Origin of the sequence: Desulfovermiculus halophilus DSM 18834, assembly GCF_000620765.1 — a bacterium.
In the GTDB taxonomy this organism is placed as follows: domain Bacteria; phylum Desulfobacterota; class Desulfovibrionia; order Desulfovibrionales; family Desulfothermaceae; genus Desulfovermiculus; species Desulfovermiculus halophilus.
Window position 1 is genome coordinate 147,983 of record NZ_JIAK01000006.1, and the last position, 19,587, is coordinate 167,569.

Consider the following 19,587-nt stretch of genomic DNA (forward strand, 5'->3'; position numbering starts at 1 on the left):
AGATTGAGCCGGGGTGGGGCCTTGGGTCCCTGTTTCAGGATCGGACTACGACGGAGGGCTGCATGCAGGGAGGATCGATGGAATTGCGACCGGAAGGTGCGCCGTATATAGGCATGGCCAGTTTGGCCGCTGTGGTCTTTGCCCTCTTGGGGTGGGCGCTGCTCAGCCTGGCCGCGCTTGTGCTGACTCTGGGCATCGTCCATTTTTTCCGTGATCCACAGCGGGTTGTGTCCCGGGAGAAGGATGCGGCCCTCTCCCCGGCCGACGGCCGGGTTCTGGAGGTCCGGTCCAGGGTCGAACCCGGGGGGACCGAGAGCAGGCCCAGGATCAGCATCTTCATGAACGTCTTTGACGTGCACGTGAACAGGTCGCCGGTACAGGGCAGGGTTGTGGACATACGCTACTTTCGGGGCCGCTTTCTGCGGGCCTCGCTGAACAAGGTGGACCGGAGCAACGAACAGAATATTATCCGGATTGAAGATGACCAGGGACAGAGGTGGTGCATGGTCCAGATCGCCGGGCTCGTGGCCAGGCGAATCGTCTGCTGGCCGGATATCGACCATAAGGTAGAGTCCGGGCAGCGGGTGGGCCTGATCAAGTTCGGGTCCAGGGTTGACCTTTATCTGCCGGAAGGTTATGAAATAAAGGTAAGGCCCGGTGACCGGGTCCTTGCCGGACAAACCATACTGGCCAGGAAACACGAGCACACACCCGCGCATGTCTGATTTTCGCCACAAAGGGATCTACATCCTGCCCAATCTGTTCACCACAGCCAGCCTGCTTGCCGGGTTCATGGGCCTGATGTGGGCGGTTCAGGGCAGGTTCGAGCTCTGTGCCTCGGCCATACTGGTCAGCTGCCTGTGCGATGGGCTGGACGGCAAGCTGGCCAGGATGACCAAGGCCAGCTCCGAGTTCGGCATTCAGTTGGACTCCCTTGTCGATCTGGTGGCCTTCGGGGTCACGCCCGCAGCCATGATCTACTTGTGGCAGACCCAGCACCTGGGTCGCACCGGCCTGCTCGTATCCTTCGCCTATCTGGCCTGCGGGGCCCTGCGTCTGGCCCGATTCAACGTTTCAGCCATGCGCAGTCCCGGAGGGGGCAAGAAGTTCTTTGTCGGTCTGCCAATCCCGGCTGCGGCCTGTCTTTTGGCCACCCTGGTCCTGTTTGCGGCCAGGCTGCCGGAAGGTGCGCTCCAGGCCGTCCTCCCGGGGTGGTGCGTGGGGCTGACCCTGGCCTCCGGCCTGCTCATGGTCAGCAAGGTGCGCTATGCCTCGTTTAAGGATCTGGAGGCGGTCAAGGCTCATCCGTACACCATGTCTGTGGCCGTTGTCCTTCTCTTTGTCCTCATGGCTTCGGAACCCAGGATGCTGGGCTTCTTTTTCTTCCTCGCCTATCTCTTTTCCGGCCTGGCATATACCTATGCCGTCCTCCCCCTGCGCCGGGGGACATTCCTACGGGGGCTTACCAGCCGTTAAGCCTCCGAGTTCACAGCTCATACATTCCACATCAGCTTACTTGTGCCGCCTCTCATGCCCACCCAGGGCAGGGAGGGTGTTTCCTGTACCAGGTACGAACGATTCCTCCAGGCCCGCCTGGAGGAATCGGCGAATAAAGGAGAGCAGTGATGCAGAACAATACAGTGTATGTCTTTGATACCACGTTGCGCGATGGAGAGCAGTCCCCCGGGGCGAGCATGAATATGCAGGAAAAGCGGCGGCTGGCCCGGCAGCTGGATGCCCTGGGCGTGGATGTAATTGAGGCCGGCTTTCCGGCCTCGAGCACCGGGGATTTTGAGGCGGTCCAGGAGATCGCCCAGGTGATTGAAAACGCCCAGGTTGCGGGTCTGGCCCGGGCCTCCACTGCGGACATCGACCGGGCCTGGGAAGCGATCAAGGATGCCAGAAGGCCGCGGATCCACACCTTTTTGGCCACCTCGGACATCCATATGGAGTATAAGCTGGCCATGAGCCGGGAGCAGGTCCTGGCTCAGGTGGCTGAAGCCGTGGGCCGGGCCAGCACTTACACCCAAAATGTCGAGTTTTCGGCCGAGGATGCATCCAGGTCGGACTGGAGCTTTTTGACCCAGGTGGTTCAGGCCGCTGTGGACGCCGGGGCCACAACCATCAATATCCCGGACACGGTGGGCTATACCCAGCCGGAGGAATACGCCGCCCTGATCCGGCATTTAAAGGACACGGTCCAGGGCATCGAGGATGTCGTTCTCAGCGTGCACTGCCACAACGACCTGGGGCTGGCCACGGCCAACACCCTGGCAGCGGTCCAGGCCGGGGCCCGGCAGGTCGAAGTAACCCTGAACGGGATTGGAGAGCGGGCCGGCAACGCTGCCCTGGAGGAAGTGGTCATGGCCTTGGAGGTGCGCAAGGACCTGCACGGCCTGGAAACCAATGTCGTCAAGGACCAGATCTATCCTACCTGCCGTTTGCTTTCCCTGATTATCGGGCAGGCCATACCAGCCTATAAGGCGGTTATCGGGGGCAATGCCTTTGCCCATGAGGCCGGTATCCACCAGCACGGGATGCTGCAGAACAAGCAGACCTATGAGATCATGACCCCGGAGAGCATCGGCCGTCCGCCCTCGGAGATGGTGCTGGGCAAGCATTCCGGCCGTCACGCCTGCCAGCGCCGTCTGGAGGAGCTGGGGTACCGCCTGGACCGGGAGCAGCTGGATCATGTGGTGGAAGCGGTCAAGACCCTGGCGGATAAGAAGAAGCAGATCTTTGTCGAGGATCTGGAGGCCCTGGTCCTGGAAGAGGTGTACCGCATCCCGGATAAGTACAAGCTCTTGTATTTGAGTTCACTTTCCGGCAACATGGCCATTCCTACAGCCACCCTGAAAATGAGTGTCGACGATGAAAACGTTCAGGTCGCCGAGTTCGGGGTCGGGCCTGTGGATTCCGTGTTCAACGCCATATGCAGGATCGTGGGCAAAAACCCCTCCCTGCAGAAGTTTTCGGTCACCGCGATCACCGGGGGCACGGATGCCCAGGGCGAGGTCACGGTCAAGATCCAGGAAGGGGAGCAGACGGCCATCGGACGGGGGGCTGATCCGGATATCATCGTGGCCAGCGCCAAGGCGTACATCAATGCCTTGAACCGGCTGGCCAAGAAGGAGGAAGACACGATATGCGCCAGAATCTAGCGGAAAAGATCCTGCAGGCCCATACTGCGGACCAGGTGAGCGGGCCGGGACAGATCGTTCAGTGCCGGGTGGACGGGGTCCTGGCCAACGACATCACCGCCCCGCTGGCCATTGCATCCCTGCAGCGCATGGGGGCGGACAGGGTCTTTGATCCGCAGCGCATTTTTCTGGTCTGCGATCACTTTACCCCGAACAAGGACCAGGACTCGGCGGAACAGGTCAAAACAGTGCGCGAGTTCGCCCGCAGGATGCAGATATCCCATTACTACGAAGGGGGAACGAGCGGGGTGGAACATGCCCTGCTTCCGGAGCTGGGGCTGGTCGGTCCGGGTGAGATCGTGATCGGGGCGGACAGCCACACCTGCACCTACGGGGCCCTCGGGGCCTTTGCCACCGGCCTGGGGAGTACGGATATCGCCGCGGCCATGGTCCTGGGCGAGACCTGGTTCAAGGTCCCGGCCACGCTGAGGGTGGACCTGCAGGGGACCCTGGGCAAATGGGTCGGGGGCAAGGACGTTGTCCTGGCTCTGATCGGCAGAATCGGGGTGGACGGGGCCCTGTACAAGGCCATGGAGTTCGGCGGGCCGGGACTGGCCCAGCTGGGGGTGGAGGCCAGGATGACCATAGCTAATATGGCCATTGAAGCCGGGGGCAAGGCCGGGCTGTTTCCGGCTGACGACGCTGTCCTGGAGTATCTGCAGGCCGCCGGTCGACAGGGGGACAGCCGTCTGTATCCGGATCCGGATGCGGGCTACGAGCAGAGAATGGATGTTGATCTCTCAGACCTCCAGCCCCAGGTGGCCTGCCCCCATCTCCCGGATAACGTGCGCCCGGTTCAAGAGGTTGCAAACACTCCCCTGGATCAGGTGGTCATCGGCTCCTGCACCAATGGGCGGATCTCCGATCTGCGGGAAGCGGCCGGTATCCTTCGGGGCAGGAAGGTTGCCCCGGGGCTGCGGCTGATCATTCTTCCAGCAACACCCAGGATATATGCCCAGGCCCTGGAAGAAGGACTGCTGCTGGATTTTCTGCAGGCCGGAGGGGTTATCGGGCCTCCGACCTGCGGTCCCTGTCTGGGCGGGCATATGGGGATTTTGGCCGGGGGTGAGCGCTGTCTGGCCACAACCAATCGGAATTTCAAGGGCCGGATGGGCAGCCTGGACAGTGAAGTGTACCTGTCCGGCCCGGCGGTGGCCGCTGCCAGCGCTGTGGCCGGGGAGATCGTGCATCCGGATCAGGTCTAGGGCGGAAGACGGAAGATAGAGGTCAGAGGTCAGAAGACAGACGAAAGAAGACAGAGATCAGAAGTCAGAGGTCAGAAGACAGACGGCAGACGACAGAAGTTAGAAGACAGAGGTTAGAGGGCGGAGAGCGGAGGGAAGGGCTTGGTTCCGGTAAAAACCGGACTGCTGTCCATAAACGGCACGTTGGATCGAGGTTGAGAGGTACGGCGTTGCAGCAGGGAGGAATGAGTGTCCGCCCTGTTCAGCACGGACAGAGACAAGGTCCAGCCTTCCTCCTGCGACCCGGCTAGAGGGCCAAATCGCAGGCAGGGTCACGCGTGGCATCATCTCGTCTGCCGTGCAATGCGCGGTCTCAATGAGCATGGAGTGAAGAGGGGGAAAGGAATGCACTTTTCTGGCAAAGCCCACAAAGTGGGGGCCAATATCGATACCGATGCCATTATCCCGGCCAGATACCTGGTCAGCACCGAGCCGGAGGTCCTGGGCACCCACTGCATGGCCGGTCTGGAACCGGACTGGGTGCAGCGGGTTCAGGCCGGGGACATACTGGTGGGCGGTCCCAACTTCGGATGCGGGTCGTCCCGGGAACACGCCCCGCTGGCCATCCTCGGGGCCGGAATCCCGGTGGTGGTGGCCCACAGCTTCGCCCGGATCTTTTACCGCAATGCCTTTAACATGGGCTTGGTGCTCATGGAGGTCGGTGAGGACGTGGCCTTGATCCAGGACGGAGACAGCCTGGATATTGATGTGCAGGAGGGAAGGATACGAAATTTGCGCACCCAGCAGGTAATCACTGTCCCTCCTTTGCCCGAGTTCATGCAGACCCTTCTCGCCGCCGGGGGGCTTGTTGAATACGTCCGGGACCGTCTGGCCAGGGATGCCGTCACTGCATAGAGGGCAGAGGACCAATAATCCACAGGCTACGGAAGAACCGGGGCTGTGTCGGGGCTGACGGCGGGTATGGAACAGGGTGTATGCAGGACAGTTCACACAGGTACAACGCGCGAGGAATTGGGCATGGATTATACTGTATGCGTATTGCCCGGAGACGGGATCGGGCCGGATATCACCGACCAGGCAGTCAAGGTGCTGCATGCTGTAGGCCAGAAGTTCGGCCACGGGTTCACATTCACTGAGCATATGATCGGGGGAGGGGCCATCGATGCCGCCGGCCATCCCCTGCCCCAGGAGACCATTGATGCCTGCACCAAGGCGGATGCCGTCCTTCTGGGGGCGGTGGGCGGACCGAAGTGGGATGATGTTCAGCACAAGCTGCGGCCGGAGCAGGGCCTCCTGGGCATCCGCAAGGCCCTGGGGCTGTTTGCCAATCTTCGTCCGGCGGTCATCTACCCGGAGCTGGCCCAGGCCTCTTATCTCCGCCCGGATATTGTCCGCCAGGGCATAGACCTCATGGTTCTCCGGGAGCTCACCGGAGGGATTTATTTCGGGAGGCCCCAAGGGGTGCGGACCCATGAGGGACAGCGGGTAGGGATCAACAGCATGGTCTACTCCGAGGAGGAGATCAGGCGCATCGGCCGGATGGCCTTCGAGATTGCGGGTAAGCGCAGGGGCAGGCTGTGTTCGGTGGACAAGGCCAATGTCCTGGATGTCTCCAGGCTGTGGCGGGAAGTGATCGCCGAGCTGGCCCGGGACTACCCCCAGGTCGAGCTCTCGCACATGTATGTGGACAATGCCGCCATGCAGCTGGTCCGCGATCCCTCGCAGTTCGACGTCATCGTCACCGGGAACATGTTCGGGGACATCCTCTCCGATGAAGCGGCGACCATTACCGGATCCATCGGACTCTTGCCCTCAGCCTCCCTGGGGCAGTCCCGACCCGGACTGTTCGAACCGGTGCACGGATCCGCTCCGGACCTGGCCGGACAGGATGCGGCCAACCCCCTGGCCACCATCCTTTCCGCGGCCATGCTCTGTACCTACGGCCTGGGGCTGGAAACCGAGGGCCGGGCTGTGGAGGACGCGGTGCATGCGGTGCTCGGCCGGGGACACCGGACTGCAGACCTGGCAACAGACCGCAGTGAGATCGTGGGCTGTTCCCGCATGGGGGATCTGGTCTGCGATCAGCTTCTGGGCCAAGGATAACCAGGTCAAGGCAGGGTACGTCCTGAATGGATATCCGACTTCAGGTACAAGGGGTCAGCAAGGGCTTTGCCGGAACCGAGCTGTTCCGCAATGTGCACATGGAGCTCGCCCCCGGTCACCGGGTAGCGGTGGTCGGGCCGAACGGGAGCGGAAAGAGTACCCTGCTGCACATCATCGCCGGAGATTTAAGCCCGGACCAGGGGCGGGTCCAGATCCATCCCCCCGGGGCGCGGATCGGCTACGCCTGGCAGGAGCTGGATACCTCTGAGGTGGAGACCGGGCTCTTCTCCTGGGTCGGCGAGGGCATTCCCTCCTGGCAGGACCTGTGGCAGAGCTGGGAACAGGCCGACGAAGAGCGTACCCGGCAGCAGCTGGCCCAGAAGCAGACAGAGCTGGAACACGCCTACGGCTACAATCCAGAACACCGCATCCAGTCCGTACTTACCGGGCTCGGCTTTCCCACTTCTCAATGGTCGGCCCCTCTGCGGCACTTGAGCGGCGGGTGGCAGGAGAGGGCCAAGCTGGCTCGTCTTCTGGTCCAGGGAACGGATATCCTGCTTCTGGACGAACCAACCAACCATCTGGATCTGGAGGCCGTGTTCTGGCTGGAGAACTTTCTGGCCAGGTTTCAAGGGATCGTGGTCTTTGTGGCCCATGACCGGTACTTTCTGGACCGGGCCGGAAACCGGGTCTTGGCCCTGGGCCGGGGCAGGGCGGTCTTTCGCCAGGGCACCTACAGCCAGTACCTGGACTGGGACCGCGAGCAGCAGGAGCAACGCAGACGCCAGACCCAGAAGCTGGATCAGGCCATCAACCACCGCCAGCACTATGTGGACCGGTTCCGGTACAAGGCGGACAAGGCCAGGCAGGCCCAATCCAGGCTGCGGGAGATTGAACAGCTCAAGACGCAACGGGAGGCCGTTGCCCCGGGCCAGTCCGGCAAGCAGCTGGCATTCTCCTGGCCCGAGCCGCAGCGCAGCGGGCACACGGTTTGCAAGATCGTGGACATGCAGTTCGCCTACCCCGGGCGCGAGCCGCTGTGGCCGGCGGTCAGCTTTCATCTCTACCGGGGGCAGAAAGTGGCCCTGGTTGGACCCAACGGATGCGGCAAGTCTACGCTGCTCAAGGTTATGGCCGGGGATCTGCAGCCCACTCAGGGAAAGGTCGCCTCCGGGACCAAGGTGCGCATCGGCTATTTTTCTCAGCATATTCGGGAGACCCTGGATCTGGACCGGAGTGTTTTGTCCGAGATCAGACGCATGGCCGATCCCGGGACCAAAGAGCAGGAACTGCGATCGGTTCTGGGTCTCTTTTTGCTGGATGAGTCCATGTGGGAACGGCCGGTCCGGGAGCTCAGCGGAGGGGAGAAGAACCGGCTCCTTCTGGCCTCTCTGTTTCTGGCCAGGGCCAACTGCCTGTTTCTGGACGAACCGACCAATCATCTGGACCTGGAGAGCAGGGAGGCATTGATCCAGGCCCTGCGGAGCTTTTCGGGAACCGTATGCCTTGTGGCTCATGACCGGTATCTCCTGGCCCGGGTCCCGGACCGGATATGGATGCTTTCCGGGCAGGGGATCAGTGAACTCCCGGGAGGCTATGCCGAATACGAGGCCATCCTGCAGGGCGGGGAGCAGGGCGATGCCCAGTCCCCCCAGGCCAGGTCCAAGGACGCGTTGAAGGAAAGAAAGCGGGAGGAGGCCAGGCTGCGCAACGAACGCTTCCGGCTCCTGCAGCCCAAGAAAGAGCGGTACGCCAGCCTGGAGCAGGAGCTGGAGCAGGTGCTGGCCGAGCAGAACCGCCTGGAGCAGATGCTGGCCGATCCGGAGATATATGCCCGGGGAGAGCGGATCAGGGAGCTGAACAAAGAGTATCAGGGTCTCCAGGAGCGAGCGGAGTCGATATTCTCGGAAATGGACTCCCTGGAGCAGGAAGTGGAGGCCTTGGAAGAGAAGGAATAGGGCTCTTCGACACAGTAAGTGGAATTGCATACACAAGAGTTTGCCGTCTCTTCTGTGTGCCGTAAGCGGCAGGCCCGCACATTTTCTTGGTCCCGCCAAAAGGGGGAAACCCGGCACTCACGTGTATGATACGCTCAGTCCATCTGAAAACAATGTCCAGCATGTGAGTGCCTGGAGGGGGCAGGGATCCCCCTTTGGCGGGGCTTAGAAAATACCGGGCCGAAAGTGGGCACACAGAAGAGATGGCAAACTGAAAAATCCATAGGCTACGTCGAAGAACCAGGAATAGGCAGGCGTGGACTTGTGCGCCGGGGGCCTTGTTTGCTATGTCCATAGGGCTGAGCAACCGGCGCGCTGCAGGTGGCACCGCGCTCCGGGCCGAGCTGATCCGGCTCCCGCTTTTTGCCGTTTGGGACGCGTTCCCCGGGTTTTCATTCGTCGGGCCAACACGTTACAAGGAGTGAGCATATGGCTGCACACCACGATCCCCAATCCACGTCGTCCGAGCAGGAGACCGTCTCCTCTGAGCAGGGACAGGATACGCAGGCCCCCATTGCGGACAAGCTTTTGCTCACCGGGGCGGATATCGTCAATACCGGGGAACAGGCCGAGCTCCTGGTTGGCGGCAAAAACTACAACACCGCGATCATCAGTGAGCTGGAGTATATCCGTGCCCCCCAGTTTCGGGCCATATCATCCAAGGCCTTCCACCGCCTTTTGGATCAGACCCGGGTCAACGCGGCCGTTATCCGCTCCGTGGTCGATCAGGAATACGAAAAGGTGGATTGGAGCGGGACAGAGGTCAACAGCGATCCGGAGTTTTTGAAGACCTTTGTCCGCAAGACTGCGGCCAGGGTCAAAGAGGAGCAGGTCCGTTCCGAAGGGGAGCAGCTCATCCGCCTGCGCCGGTTCATCAACAATGTGGTGGAGGGCTTTGCTGTTTCCCCGGAAGGCATCGATCAGCTCAGAAAGCGCTCGGTCCTGGTCCAGGTGGCCATATTGTCCGTGACCCTGCCTGGGGATGTCCAGGAGGCGGTGGCGCAGGCCTACCGGGAGATCTGCAGGGACGCCGGGCTGGACAATGTGCCAGTGGCTGTGCGCTCCTCAGCTGCCGGAGAAGACAGCCGGAAGAAGGCCTTTGCCGGCCTGCAGGACACATATTTAAACATCACCACAGAGGACGACTGCATCACCGCCTATCAGTGGGATTGCGCTTCGGCCTACAACCTGCGCTCCATGACCTACCGGAGGGAGGCCATTTTGGACGCCGTGGCCCAGGCGGAAAAGACAGCTGATGAGAGCATTGCCGAGGAGGCCAAGAAGGAGTGGTCCATTGAGAACACCTCCCTGTCCGTATGCATCATGCGGATGATCAATCCGATCATCTCCGGAACCGCCTTCAGCGCGGATACGGCAACCGGCTGCCGGGGGACGGAGCGGAACGATCTGGTCTCCATGGACGCCAGCTACGGGCTGGGGGAGGCCGTGGTCTCGGGAATGGTCACTCCGGACAAATTCTACGTCTTTCAGCGGGACGACGGCTCCGAAGTGGTCATCCGCCAGATGGGATGCAAGGACAAAAAGATCATTTATGACCCGGAGCACAGCGGAACCCGGACCGAGTCCGTCCAGGACGAGGATATCTACCGGTGGTCCCTGTCTCTGGCCCAGGCCGAGGAAGTGGCCAAGGGAGTGCGCAGCATCAGCCGGGCGTACGGCGGAATGATCATGGATACCGAGTTCTGCATCGATGAATGGGACCGGCTGTGGTTTGTGCAGGCCAGGCCGGAAACCAGGTGGAATGCGGAGCTGGAGAAGAATCCGGATGTGCTCTACATGCGCCGGCTGGAGGTCGATCCGCAGGCCCTGCCCCAGACCGAGGTGCTCCTGGAGGGCAACGGCGCCTCCCGGGGAGCAGGGCGGGGAAAGGTCCGTTTCCTACGCTCAGCCCTGGAGCTGAACAAGATCAACAAAGGCGATATCCTGGCCGCGGAACGCACCGATCCGGACATGGTTCCTGGGATGCGCATCGCCTCCGCCGTCCTGGCCAGCGCCGGGGGGGACACCAGCCATGCGGCGATCACCTCCCGGGAGCTGGGCATACCCTCGGTCATCGGCATCAACCGGGTGGAGCTCCTGCGGGCCATGGACGGGCAGGAAGTGACCGTGGACGGTTCCAGAGGCCAGGTCTACCGGAACCTGCAGCCCTTGATCGAAGTGGGCGGAGAAGTGGATATCGGGCAGCTTCCGGCAACCAGGACCAAGGTGGGAATCATCCTTGCTGATGTGGGACAGGCCCTGTTTTTGTCCCGGCTGCGCACGTCGCCGGACTTTGAGGTCGGTTTGCTTCGGGCCGAGTTCATGCTCAGCAACATCGGCGTGCATCCCATGGCCCTGGACGCCTACGACCGGGGGACCCTGCAGCAGGCAGTGGAGGAAAAGCTGCAGGCCCTGGACAACGAGCTGACCAAGATCATCAAGGAGCAGCTGGATTTCGGCATTTTGACCTTTGATCTCAACCTGCGCAAGTATGTCGGGATCCTGACCGGATTGAGCGAGGAGATCGAGGTCTTAAGCGAAAAGGTCAGCGCCCGGGGAACGGAAGAAGTCCTGGCCCTGCAGCGCAAGATCCGGGAGCTGGACTACAAGCTGGACGACTATCTGGAGCGGGCCACTCAGCGTCTGGACGTTTTAAAGACCTCCACTGATCTCGCTGAGCATGTGAGCCAGGTTATGGGCTATGCGGACGAGCTGGCCCAGCTGACTACCCGGACTCCGGAAGGCCGGCAGCGGAAGCAGGAGATCGAGGAACGGATCGATTCCCAGGTCAAGCGGATCCAGGATGATCCAGAGGTCAGGCAGGTCCTGGACCGGATCCGGAAGATGCGCAAGGACGTGGCCCAGAAGGTGGGGCTGAGCCGGACCATGGAGGAGGTCAGCAATCTGGAGGACAGGATCCGGCAGATGATCAGAATCAAGGGTTATCGGACCGGAAAGGAGCTCTACGTCCAGAGCCTGGCCCAGGGTTTGGCCCTGTTTGCCATGGCCTTCTCCGGCCGGGAGATCATCTACCGGACCACGGACTATAAGAGCAATGAGTACAAGAACCTGATTGGCGGGATGCTGTATGAAGAGTACGAGGACAACCCCATGCTTGGATACCGGGGGGTGTCCAGAAACCTTCACGACTGGGAGATAGAGGCCTTCAAGCTGGCCCGGGGCGCCTTTGGAGGGAAGAACCTGTCCATCATGCTTCCCTTTGTGCGCACCCTGGAAGAGGCCAGGAGCATGAAGCGCTACCTGGCCGACGTGCACAATCTGCGCAGCGGGGAGGACGGGCTGAAGGTCATCCAGATGTCCGAGATCCCCAGCAACGCCATCCTGGCCAAGGAGTTCATCAGAGAGTTCGACGGGTTTTCCATCGGCTCCAACGACATGACCCAGCTGGTCTTGGGGACGGACCGGGACAACTCCCGGCTGCGCCATATCTACGATGAAGAGGACCCGGCCGTGGTCTGGGCCATCCTGGTCACCATATTCACCGGCCAGAAGATGGGCAAGAAGGTCGGCTTCTGCGGCCAGGGGGTGTCCAACAGCACGATCATCCGCGGGCTGGTCTGCGTGGCCGGGATCGTGTCCGCCTCCGTGGTCCCGGACACCTACGCCCAGACCAAGATGGACATCGGGGCCCTGGAGGAAGAGGACATCAAGGTCCGCGACCTCGGCACGTGGCTCAAGAAGCAGCATTACCTGCGTCTGTGCCGAATCCTGGAAGAAGAGCGCTACGGGCATATCCTGCGGCAGAACAGCTCGGCGGAGGAGATACAGGACTGGTACGAGGGGGAGCTGGCCCGCTTGCACGAGCAGATCCAGACCCATCTGGGAACGGCCAAGGAGGAGTTCTACCGGCAGGAGCTGCAGAGCCTGCGGGCCGCCTTGCACAAGCCGGTGATCTGCGCCACTTGGGATTGGAATGTGACTGTGGAGGATGCCCTGCGGCAGGCCGGGTTTGAGAGTTTTGACCAGCAGGAGAAGGCGCTGGAAGAGCAGCGAAGCAGATCGTGGTAGGGGCCAGAGTCCGCCGCCCTGAGCCCGGGGATTGGCCCCCGGGGAGCGTGCTGCGATGTTCCTCCCTGCCCCGGGTCGGGTCCGGTTTCTGGGTCTGTTTGTCGTGCTGGGACCATGTGGCCGGCAGTGAAGAACAACGGGCGAAAACCACTGGGTGGAAGGAGATTCAGGAGGAAGGTGATGGCCTACGTCATGGTATTGGGACTTGGAGATGCCGTTCAGCAGGACAAAGGGGTGGGCATTCGGGCCGTTCGCGATCTGTACCGGGAGCAGTGGCCGGACGGGGTGCGGTTCGGCGATCGGAGGATGCTTGACAGCTTATCCTTAAGCCTGGAGGGTGTGCACGGGCTGCTGGTCCTGGATGCCTGGCAATCCGGGATGGAGCCGGGCAGTCTGGCCCGTCTGAGTCTGGATCAGGTCATGCAGCGGCCGGGGTTGGTCTCTGATCCCGCTCTATGGCGCAGCCTGGCCTTCGCCGATGTTTTGGGCCAGGATCTGCAAGTGGTCTTTCTGGGGCTGGAGGCCGGGCAGACGGCCTGCGACCTGACCCTCTCCCCGGAGGTATGCGACGCCTATCCCCGGTTTTTGGCCGCGGTTCGGGAAGAGATCGGGTCCATGCTCACGCATCTGGACCAGCATGCGGCCCCTGCGGAAGCAGAGGCCTTGCCGTAGCCGGAGCGAGAGGGTGAAACAGGAGCCAAACGGCTATGCCCGGACAGGAGGCATGCATCAAGTAACGTCGGATATGGGCCATCGCAGGCGGGGCATGGTCAGGGAGCAGCTTCTGCCCCAGGGGATTACCGACGAAGGGGTCTTGAAGGTCCTGGGACGGGTCCCCAGGCATCTCTTTGTGGACCACGCCCTGCAGGCCCAGGCCTACAGCGCCAACGCCCTGCCCATCGGTTATGGGCAGACCATCTCCCAGCCCATAAGCGTGGCCAGAATGACCCAGGCCTTGCAGGTGCAAGATGGGCACTGCGTTCTGGAGATCGGTACCGGCTCCGGATATCAGGCTGCGGTCCTGGCCGAGATGGGCGCGGAGGTCTACAGCGTGGAACGGATAAAGCCCCTGTATCTGGCCGCCCTGGACCGGTTGACCAGATTGCGGTACTTTCAGGTCAAGCTGAAGCTGGACGACGGGACCCTGGGGTGGCCGGAAAACGGCCCGTACGACCGGATCCTGATAACGGCAGGCGGGCCGAAGGTCCCGGAGCCACTGCTGCGGCAGCTGGCAGATCCGGGCATCCTGGTCATGCCCCTGGAGGAAAACGGGACGCAGCGGATTGTGCGCATCCGCAGGGAGAGAACTCGGTGGTACAAACAGGACATGGGGCCGGCCCGTTTCGTCAGCTTGATCGGCACTTACGGCAGCCGGGGCTGACGGCCTGCCTGCTGCTTGGACTGGTCCTTGCAGTGGCGGGGTTTCCCCGGGCCGGTGCGGCCGGTACCATCTATATGTACAAAGATCCCCGCGGGGTGATGCATTTCACCGACCTGCCCAGATCAGAGGACTACACCCCGTATTGTACCTGGCCTGACTCTAATCAGGTGGACCGGGGGCGAATTCTGAGCCTGATCAGGACCTACAGCCGGCAATACGGGATCGATCCCGGCCTGGTTCAGGCCGTGGTTCGTGTGGAGTCCAATTTTTCGCCCACAGCCAGGTCCAAGGCCGGCGCAGAAGGACTGATGCAGCTCATGCCCCAGACCCAGCAGGACATGGGCGTGAACAGGCCGATGGACATCGAGGACAATATCCAGGGCGGGGTACGCTATCTGCATCACCTCCTGGACCGCTTCTCCAGCCTGGAGCTGGCCCTGGCCGCCTATAATGCAGGCCCGGCCAGGGTCGAGGCCCACGGCGGGGTTCCCCCTTTTCCGGAAACACAGCGCTATGTGCGGAAAGTGCTGTCCGTATATCAGGACTACTCAGCAAAGACGAGGGAATATGTTCAATCTGGCCAATAACCTGACTCTTGCCCGCATCCTCACCATTCCGTTTATTGTCCTCCTGCTCTATTTTCCGAACAAAATCAGCTGCTTGATAGCCATGGTCATTTTTATCCTGGCCTCGCTGACCGACCTTTTTGACGGGCTCCTGGCCAGACGCTACAACCTGGTGACCAGCTTGGGCAAGTTCCTCGATCCCTTGGCTGACAAGCTCCTGGTGGTTTCCGTTTTGATCATGCTGGTTCACCTGGGCTGGCTGCAGGCCTGGATCGTGATCCTGATCATCGGCCGGGAGATTACGGTCACCGGGCTGCGGGCCATCGCTGCGGATCAGGGACAGGTGATCGCTGCGGACAGGTACGGAAAGCTGAAGACCATTATTCAGGTTGTGGCCCTGTGCCCACTCATCCTGCACTACCCGTGGCAGGGATTCGACCCCAATCCCCTGGGCATGCTCCTGATCCTGGCTGCTTTGGCCCTGACCCTGTTCTCCGGAGGCAATTACCTGTACGCCTTTTTTCAGCACAATCTGTCCGCTGGACAAGGGGCAGAGTACAGATGACAGGGGACGCAGGTCCACAGTCAGGGTCGAAAAACCATAAAGAGCCCGTGGAGAGCTGATGGCCCAGATTGACGCTTTTTTCAAGATGATGCACGAGGTTGGGGCCTCGGATTTGCATCTGTCCACCGGATCGCAACCGGTCATCCGCCTGCACGGGGAAATGCAGCGGGTCAAGTACAAGAGCCTGGAGAACGAGGATCTCAAGACCATGCTCTATGAGATCACTCCGGAGCGCAAGGTGAAGGAGTTCGAGGAGACCGGAGACGTTGATTTTTCCTACGAGGTCCCCAATCTGGCCAGATACCGGGTCAATTTCTTCCAGCAGCGGCGGGGGGTGGCCGCGGTCTTTCGGGAGATCCCCCAGACCATTCTGTCCGTCGATGACCTGGGGCTGCCCCCGATTTTAAAGAGCATGGCCACATTGCCCAAGGGGCTGGTGCTGGTGACCGGCCCGACAGGATCGGGGAAGTCCACAACCCTGGCCGCGGTGATCGACCATGCCAATCGGGAACGGCGGGATCACATCCTGACCATCGAAGACCCCATCGAGTTTGTGCACCAGCCGGCCCGGTGCCTGATCAACCAGCGGGAGGTGGGCCGGGACACCAAGAGCTTCAAGGCCGCCCTGCGCGGTGCACTGCGCGAGGATCCGGACGTCATTCTGGTCGGCGAGATGCGGGATCTGGAGACCATTGAGCTGGCCCTGGAAGCCGCTGAGACCGGCCATCTGGTATTCGGCACCCTGCATACGATTTCGGCCTCCAAGACCGTGGACCGGATCATCGACGCCTTTCCCGCTGACCAGCAGGGCCAGATCCGCTCCGCCCTCTCCGAGTCTTTGCGGGCGATTGTGGCCCAGAACCTGTTCAAGCGGGTGGATACCAAGGGCCGGGTGGCGGCCCTGGAGATCCTTATCGCCACCCCGGCGGTCCGGAACCTTATCCGGGAGAACAAGATATTTCAGCTGGGTACGGTGATCGAGACCGGGCGCAAGTACGGGATGCAGACCCTGGACGATGCGATAATGACCCTGCTCCGGGACCAGATCATCGACCCGGAACAGGCGTACAACAAGGCGGTGAACAAGGCCAAGTTCAGGGACTATCTGCCCGAGCCGCCTCAGGACTTCACCGAGGTGTAGGAGATGCTGCGTTCAGATTTGGATGGGTATCTGGCCCAGATCCTGACTCAGGCCCCCGGGCTCTCGGATATTCATCTCAGCGTCGGCAGGCCGGTGATGGCTGAGGAGCAGGGAGCCCTGCGCGAGCTGGAGCTGAATCCAGATCCTGGCCCCCTGGTCCCCTGGCAGGTGGAGAGCATGGCCTGCGCCCTTATGGGGCAGGATCCCCGGCTGTATCAGGATCTGATTCAGACCGGTTCCTGCGATTTGTCCTATCAGCTTCGGGACAGGGCCAGATTCCGGGTCAATGTCTTTATGCAGAAAGGGTCTCTGGCTGTGGTCATGCGCAAGCTGGCCACCTCCATCCCCACCCTGTCCTCCTTGGGACTGCCGGGCATATTCTCAGACATGGCCGGGGAAACCTTCGGTCTGATCCTGGTGACCGGCGCGACCGGAAGCGGAAAATCCACCTCCCTGGCCGCTCTGGTGGACGCCATCAATGCCTCCAGGCCGGTCCATATCCTGACCCTGGAGGATCCGGTGGAGTTCGTCCATCCCCATCAGGCCGGGCTGATCAATCAGCGGGAGCTGGGCCGGGACTTCGACGCCTTTGCGTCCGGGCTGCGGGCCGCACTGCGTCAGGCGCCCAAGGTCATCCTGGTGGGCGAGATCAGGGACCGGGAAACAATGGCCATTGCCCTGGAGGCCTCGGAAACCGGCCACCTGGTCTTGGGTACCCTGCATACATCGGATGCGGCCCAGACCATCAACCGGATCATCGGGATGTTCGAGCTCAGTGAGGAGCGGCTGATCCGGGGCAGGCTGGCGGAAAGCCTGAAGTACGTGGTCTCCCAGCGTCTGGTGCCCACAACCGATGGGGGCCGGATTGCGGCTTTGGAGATCCTGAAGAACACCATCCGCATCCGGGAGCTCATCCTGCAGGGGGAGGATGCAGAGAATACCTTTTCCGCTGTCCTGGAGCAGAGCGGGACCTATGGGATGCAGACCTTTGATCAGCATTTGGTCCAGCTGTACAGTAACGGGCGGATAGGCAGGGAGATGGCCATGCTTCACGGCTCGGACAAGTCCAAGCTGGGGCAGATGATCGACCGGATACGGTCCGAGCGGGGGGAAAAGGTAACTGACATCGAGCACCTGGAGTTGGATCTGGAGTACGAGAAACGGGGGCTGTAGAGCGGCCAGCCTCAGGGACGAAATGACCGACGGGATACGCCTAAATGCGCTTGAGATGCGAACACTGCCAGCGAAGCTTTGATCTGCCCGAGGAAAAGGTCCCGCAGACATCCAGGTTCCGGTTCACCTGTCCGGCCTGCAAGGAGGTCAACCGGATAGATCTTTCCAATGCCCGCGACGAACAGGCGGAAAAGGACTACGACCAGGCCGAAGCCGTGGAGGTGTCCCCGGTCCAGGTCCCGCCGGGGACCCGTCTAGTGCTGCTTTTGGTTGCGGACCCCGGCCTGAGGGAGGCGGTCCGCTCCTCGTTCCGGTCCGGGGGATGGGAGGTCATTGAGGTTGAGGACGGACCCACGGGACAAGCCTATCTGCGGAGCAACCGGTTTCACTGGGTGGTTGTGGAGGACTGCCCCGCGGGGCGGGAGGTCCTGGCGGAGGTCCATCGGCTGCCCGGGCATGAGCGGCGGGAGATGAACTGCGTGCTGATCGGGGATAAGGCGGCAAGCTTTGACCGCATAGCTGCATTTGTGGCCGGGGTGAACTGCTATCTGCATCCGGAGCATCCCTCGGGCCTGGAGCAGGCCCTGGAACAGGCCGGTGAGGCCTTTGAGCGCCATCAACGGCTCTGGTCGTCTTATTAATGAGAGCGCAAAGTTGTTTGCTTTTGCCCGCTGCATTGAAGCTGCGCGGGAAAGACATTCCCGCTTGCGGACATGGCGCGAGCCGCTAGGACCAGAAATGGAGGCTCTTCGACCCAGCCTGTGGAATTTTGAGCTTTGCCGGCTATTGGGGGTGAAATTCCATTTCCAGGGTCGTAGAGCCGAAATGGAGGTCTGAACAGGTGTGGTCCAAGATTATTCTCGCAACCTTGGTCCTGGTGAATATCCTCTTGATTTGGGCTATCTTGGGCGGGAGCCACGGGCTTCAGAGCTACCGGCGGCAAAAGGAGGTCCTGGGCCAGGTCCAGTCCAGACTGGAGCAGGTGCGGGAGGACAATGTCCGGCTCAGTCGCAGGATCCGGTTGCTGAAAAAGGATACCCAGTATCTGGAGCAGATGGTCCGGACCAGACTGCACTATGTGAAGGGCAACGAGATCATCTATCTGCCAGCCAAAAAGCAGGCATCGGCCGGAAAGCAGACGACCCTCCCCCGATGACCCGCAGCCCGATGTCCGGCGCGGGCATGGGGGACAAGGAATGAGCATGCAGGACAAGATTACATGGTACGAAGAAATCCTGGCCCAGGATCCCGCATCCCCTGTGTTCTACAATGCGGCTCAGCTGTATCTGGAACTGGGCGAGGAGGAGAAAGCCGTTGGACACCTCCGGTCCGGGTTGGACAGGAATCCAGCCCACGCTCAGGCCCGGCTGCTGTTGATCCAGGTGCTGGGATCCCTGGACCGCCCGGAACAGGCCCGGCAGTATATGGGGCCGGTACTGGACAGCCTGGGATCCTGCGGTTATTTCTGGACCTTGTGGGCGAGGGAGCTGGAAGATCAGGGACGTACTGATCTGGCTGCCGCGGTGCGCTTTGTCGGCGCCAATCTGGAAACAGGTCCCCTGACCTGGGGGGAGGTCATCCAGAGCGGGATACTGACTGTGCTCGGACGGGGAGCCTGCAAAGAGGAACCGGCGGGAGAGGCCGGCCGGACTCAGGTCCGGGAGGACGATTCGGAGTCCGGGCAGGCCGAAGCAGGGGAGACTCCGGCCAGGGACGAGGACCTCTCCCCTGCGGCTGAAGGGAGCCGGGAGAGAGACGGGGAGGACGATCTGCCTCCCGGCGGGTACCGGACAGTGACCATGGCTGATATCTTGGCTGGACAGGGAGAGCTGGAGGCCGCTTTGAATATTTATACCCAGCTCTTGGATCAGGAAAGCGGCCAGGAACGGCGGCGCCAGCTTGAGCACAGGATACGCGGGATCCAGGAGAGGCTGCAAAAAGACCCCGGCTCTGGAACCGAGGAGCACGATTCAGCAAGGGAGCAGCCCCCGCAGGCCGGTGCTCTTCAGGCTGAGGCATCAAATGGCAGGACGGTCCGGGAGGACGATGCTCGAGGGGACGGTCCTGGTCAGAACAAGCAGGAGCTCTTGCGCCGTCTGGACCGTCTGGCAGCCCGGCTGGAAGCCAGGTCGTGAAGTGGTGGCCAGAGCTGGGAGCTCTGTATGCATCCTGCTCTGCCGCCTGTGAACACAGCGCAGGGCTCTCAACCTAGCTTGCGGATAGAGCG

17 protein-coding genes are annotated in these 19,587 nt (G+C 61.6%); all 17 read left to right on the forward strand.

Annotated elements, in window-relative coordinates; all coding sequences use genetic code 11:
- The first annotated feature begins 77 nt into the window (after positions 1-77).
- The 17 genes from N902_RS0103170 to N902_RS0103250 all read left to right on the forward strand — a co-directional run bounded on the left by N902_RS0103170 (position 78) and on the right by N902_RS0103250 (position 19,495).
- Complete coding sequence (locus N902_RS0103170) at positions 78-725, forward strand: phosphatidylserine decarboxylase family protein (protein ID WP_244147363.1); 648 nt, start codon at positions 78-80, stop codon at positions 723-725.
- Positions 718-1,476: a CDP-diacylglycerol--serine O-phosphatidyltransferase gene (pssA, locus tag N902_RS16155; RefSeq protein WP_034621411.1), complete on the forward strand. Its 759-nt coding sequence runs from the start codon at positions 718-720 to the stop codon at positions 1,474-1,476. Before N902_RS0103170 ends, pssA begins: the two co-directional genes overlap by 8 nt.
- A gap of 149 nt (positions 1,477-1,625) precedes the next feature.
- Positions 1,626-3,161 (forward strand): 2-isopropylmalate synthase, encoded by a 1,536-nt coding sequence (locus N902_RS0103180; RefSeq protein WP_034621413.1) that lies wholly within the window; start codon positions 1,626-1,628, stop codon positions 3,159-3,161.
- A complete protein-coding gene (locus N902_RS0103185) occupies positions 3,146-4,405 on the forward strand; it encodes a 3-isopropylmalate dehydratase large subunit (protein ID WP_027369757.1) in 1,260 nt (419 codons plus the stop codon). Before N902_RS0103180 ends, N902_RS0103185 begins: the two co-directional genes overlap by 16 nt.
- A 384-nt stretch (positions 4,406-4,789) precedes the next feature.
- Positions 4,790-5,299, forward strand: a complete 510-nt coding sequence (locus tag N902_RS0103190) for a 3-isopropylmalate dehydratase small subunit (RefSeq protein ID WP_027369758.1) — start codon at positions 4,790-4,792, stop codon at positions 5,297-5,299.
- A gap of 123 nt (positions 5,300-5,422) precedes the next feature.
- Positions 5,423-6,508, forward strand: coding sequence for a 3-isopropylmalate dehydrogenase (gene leuB / locus N902_RS0103195; RefSeq protein WP_027369759.1), 1,086 nt, complete (start codon positions 5,423-5,425; stop codon positions 6,506-6,508).
- A 26-nt stretch (positions 6,509-6,534) separates the two neighbouring features.
- On the forward strand, positions 6,535-8,466 hold the full coding sequence (locus N902_RS0103200; RefSeq protein ID WP_034621416.1) for an ABC-F family ATP-binding cassette domain-containing protein: 1,932 nt from the start codon (positions 6,535-6,537) through the stop codon (positions 8,464-8,466).
- 468 nt (positions 8,467-8,934) lie between these two features.
- Positions 8,935-12,534 carry a PEP/pyruvate-binding domain-containing protein gene (locus tag N902_RS0103205; RefSeq protein ID WP_027369761.1) on the forward strand — a complete coding sequence of 1,200 codons (3,600 nt, stop codon included), beginning with the start codon at positions 8,935-8,937 and terminating at the stop codon, positions 12,532-12,534.
- Positions 12,535-12,714: 180 nt separating this feature from the next.
- The gene (locus N902_RS0103210; RefSeq protein WP_027369762.1) at positions 12,715-13,206 is read left to right on the forward strand and encodes a hydrogenase maturation protease; all 492 of its coding nucleotides are present in this window, start codon (positions 12,715-12,717) and stop codon (positions 13,204-13,206) included.
- Positions 13,207-13,258: 52 nt separating this feature from the next.
- Entirely contained in the window at positions 13,259-13,915 is a 657-nt protein-coding gene (locus N902_RS0103215; RefSeq protein ID WP_084287704.1) for a protein-L-isoaspartate(D-aspartate) O-methyltransferase, read from the forward strand.
- Positions 13,916-13,926: 11 nt separating this feature from the next.
- The gene (locus N902_RS16160) at positions 13,927-14,502 is read left to right on the forward strand and encodes a transglycosylase SLT domain-containing protein (RefSeq protein WP_425246432.1); all 576 of its coding nucleotides are present in this window, start codon (positions 13,927-13,929) and stop codon (positions 14,500-14,502) included.
- Positions 14,483-15,046: a CDP-diacylglycerol--glycerol-3-phosphate 3-phosphatidyltransferase gene (gene pgsA, locus N902_RS0103225; RefSeq protein WP_027369764.1), complete on the forward strand. Its 564-nt coding sequence runs from the start codon at positions 14,483-14,485 to the stop codon at positions 15,044-15,046. The genes N902_RS16160 and pgsA overlap by 20 nt, the downstream gene beginning before the upstream one ends.
- 58 nt (positions 15,047-15,104) lie before the next feature.
- Positions 15,105-16,187 (forward strand): type IV pilus twitching motility protein PilT, encoded by a 1,083-nt coding sequence (locus tag N902_RS0103230; protein WP_027369765.1) that lies wholly within the window; start codon positions 15,105-15,107, stop codon positions 16,185-16,187.
- A gap of 3 nt (positions 16,188-16,190) precedes the next feature.
- Positions 16,191-17,360 (forward strand): type IV pilus twitching motility protein PilT, encoded by a 1,170-nt coding sequence (locus tag N902_RS0103235; protein ID WP_027369766.1) that lies wholly within the window; start codon positions 16,191-16,193, stop codon positions 17,358-17,360.
- Positions 17,361-17,404: 44 nt separating this feature from the next.
- On the forward strand, positions 17,405-18,001 hold the full coding sequence (locus tag N902_RS0103240; protein WP_027369767.1) for a zinc-ribbon domain-containing protein: 597 nt from the start codon (positions 17,405-17,407) through the stop codon (positions 17,999-18,001).
- Between the two features lie 200 nt (positions 18,002-18,201).
- A complete protein-coding gene (locus N902_RS16165) occupies positions 18,202-18,516 on the forward strand; it encodes an FtsB family cell division protein (RefSeq protein WP_051564207.1) in 315 nt (104 codons plus the stop codon).
- Positions 18,517-18,562: 46 nt separating this feature from the next.
- Positions 18,563-19,495 (forward strand): tetratricopeptide repeat protein, encoded by a 933-nt coding sequence (locus tag N902_RS0103250; RefSeq protein ID WP_027369768.1) that lies wholly within the window; start codon positions 18,563-18,565, stop codon positions 19,493-19,495.
- The last annotated feature ends 92 nt before the right edge of the window (positions 19,496-19,587 follow it).